Genomic DNA, 255 nt, shown 5'->3' with positions numbered 1-255 from the left:
TTCCCTTAGTAGCGGCGAGCGAACAGGGAAGAGCCCAAACCAAAGAGCTTGCTCTTTGGGGTTGTAGGACTGAACACATAGAGTCATAAATGAACGTTGTAGAAGAAGCGTCCTGGAAAGGACTGCCAAAGAAGGTAAAAGCCCTGTATTTGAAACAACATTCACTCTGTTCAGTATCCTGAGTACGGCGGAACACGAGAAATTCCGTCGGAATCCGGGAGGACCATCTCCCAAGGCTAAATACTCTCTAGTGAC

Annotated in this window: 1 rRNA gene; it reads left to right on the top strand. The window is 47.8% G+C overall.

The annotated features are described in order from the left end of the window. Nucleotides 1–255: ribosomal RNA gene (locus ACEN4L_RS13575) — 23S ribosomal RNA — on the top strand; the annotation flags it as partial.

Origin of the sequence: Desemzia sp. FAM 23988, from assembly GCF_045528365.1 — a bacterium.
In the GTDB taxonomy this organism is placed as follows: domain Bacteria; phylum Bacillota; class Bacilli; order Lactobacillales; family Carnobacteriaceae; genus Desemzia.
The sequence above is the reverse complement of the archived record's forward strand: the minus strand, read 5'-3'. Positions and strand labels throughout refer to the sequence as shown.